Origin of the sequence: Paenibacillus alvei DSM 29 (assembly GCF_000293805.1) — a bacterium.
Classification (GTDB): domain Bacteria; phylum Bacillota; class Bacilli; order Paenibacillales; family Paenibacillaceae; genus Paenibacillus_B; species Paenibacillus_B alvei.
Genome location: NZ_AMBZ01000002.1, coordinates 720001 through 722500 on the forward strand (window position 1 = coordinate 720001; position 2500 = coordinate 722500).

General features: G+C 42.2%; 2 rRNA genes (1 of these 2 cut by a window edge). Both read left to right on the forward strand.

What is annotated here, in order from left to right:
* A 23S ribosomal RNA gene (locus PAV_RS09675) occupies positions 1-665 on the forward strand (it extends 2262 nt beyond the left edge of the window).
* Between the two features lie 77 nt (positions 666-742).
* Positions 743-859 (forward strand): 5S ribosomal RNA (gene rrf, locus PAV_RS09680).
* The last annotated feature ends 1641 nt before the right edge of the window (positions 860-2500 follow it).

Genomic DNA, 2500 nt, shown 5'->3' on the forward strand with positions numbered 1-2500 from the left:
AGTGTCAGGTGGGTAGTTTGACTGGGGCGGTCGCCTCCTAAAGAGTAACGGAGGCGCCCTAAGGTTCCCTCAGAATGGTTGGAAATCATTCGAAGAGTGCAAAGGCATAAGGGAGCTTGACTGCGAGACCTACAAGTCGAGCAGGGACGAAAGTCGGGCTTAGTGATCCGGTGGTTCCGCATGGAAGGGCCATCGCTCAACGGATAAAAGCTACCCTGGGGATAACAGGCTTATCTCCCCCAAGAGTCCACATCGACGGGGAGGTTTGGCACCTCGATGTCGGCTCATCGCATCCTGGGGCTGAAGTAGGTCCCAAGGGTTGGGCTGTTCGCCCATTAAAGCGGTACGCGAGCTGGGTTCAGAACGTCGTGAGACAGTTCGGTCCCTATCTGTCGCGGGCGTAGGAAATTTGAGAGGAGCTGTCCTTAGTACGAGAGGACCGGGATGGACGCACCGCTGGTGTACCAGTTGTTCCGCCAGGAGCATAGCTGGGTAGCTATGTGCGGAAGGGATAAGCGCTGAAAGCATCTAAGCGTGAAGCCCCCCTCAAGATGAGATTTCCCAATTAGTAAGACCCCTTGAAGACGACGAGGTAGATAGGTTGGAGGTGGAAGCACAGCAATGTGTGGAGCTGACCAATACTAATCGGTCGAGGGCTTATCCTATTTGATTCAACACGAACTTTCGCATTCAGTTTTCAAGGTATGACCTTGAACTTTATATTGGCACTAAGCCAATGCTGTTTGGTGGCGATGGCGGAGGGGTTCCACGCGTACCCATCCCGAACACGACCGTTAAGCCCTCCAGCGCCGATGGTACTTGGACCGCAGGGTCCCGGGAGAGTAGGACGTCGCCAAGCACACAAAAACCACTGTTGAGATTACTCGATGGTGGTTTTTATTTTTTTATAGTCCCTTTACAGACTGCAAAATGAACTGAATAAGAAAGCTTTGGGATTTTCCTTACAGGCTATTTTCATATTTTCAGCTTATATATTTTATCGATATTTTTGAATTGAGGAATAATAAAATTATTTTATTACTCTCAAAGTAAGCTTATATGATTTTGTCTCTAGTAATCGTGAGTATCGTTATGAGCCAGTGAACTATAAAACCTCCATCAGTATCGCTGGAGAGTTGCTTCTCTTAACACGGATTTTCTGTAAAAAATAAACATTACTATATTTAAAACCAAGACTTCTATTTAACAATGAGAGTGTGCCAATATATTGAAGGAAATCCCGCTTTTATTAAAATAATGGAAATTTCAAATTTTTATGTCGGAAATATGCCTCTATTGGGCTGAGGGTATGTTTTGTATACCTTTTTCTTAAGTAATATTGGGAAGAAAAATGAATATAGCCTGCAGATTCGACTCAACGTGACCAACAAGATGTTCATCACGCTCACAGATCTGTTTATAGCTTTCATCCTAGTTGTCCCTTCTGGATTGTTTTAGTAAACAATTCAATTCTGCGTGTTTTCCAATCACCCTGTAGGTCGACTCCATTTCTTTTCCGTGTATATTGTTTTAGAGATTTCAAAAATTTAGATGCCCATAATTAAACCGAAGATATTTTTGTCCGCGTGATATTCGGAATTATCGTCGCCCGGAGTGAAGTAACTCCTTACTTCGTATATTATGGATCAATCTATTTAAATTAGATTATTGCTATGCTTTTTGGTATGAACATCATGGTGAACTTCAATTAACGTAAACAAATGGGAAGTTTAATTGAGTATCCTTACATTTATCCCAATAGCCGGAACACAGAATCGGGAGCATCGCCGAAATCATAATATATATCCATTCTCTCTAATAATTACCGTGTACTTAAGTTTCGAAATTAGAAAGTACTATAAATTTGCTCCTGCCCGAACCACGAGTACCAGCATTCATCATTGTGCCAATTTTATTTTCACCTAGTTCTTAAAAAATGCCGAACCGGTTCCCGAGTGTGTGACCATAACTCAGCATAGATTTGAACGTGGTACAAAGTGCTGATACTTTGGCTGGTCGGATGGAATGAATTCTTAACGAAATCTAAAGGGGGCGGTATATCAAGCTGGAAAGTTTGGCTATGGACATATTCTCCGCTGATAATAGGGGTGCTGACGTTATCATAAATAGATACATCAATAATTGAGAATTTTGATGAGGTAATAAATCCATAGAGGACTTGATCGGTCATTCGAATCTGAGATAGGGGATTTACATCAATCCGGGGGGGATTGACGAGAGATACCTATTTTCAATGTAAGTAAGTTTGTAGGTAATTGCTCGCTTCTAAGTAAGGCCAAAACCTTCATATTCAAAAAGTATGAAGGTTCATCCAAGCTGACATATTGAGTGACTGGAATCTGAAAGCATTAGTTGGTCAAGTAATAGTTTGCGAATTTTATATGTTTCCTAGCAGAATGGCTTCGTGTTTATCGAACAGCTAGAACAAAAGCCGGCCAGGTAGAAGAAAGACAGCTTGTTTACATCATCCATTGAGACA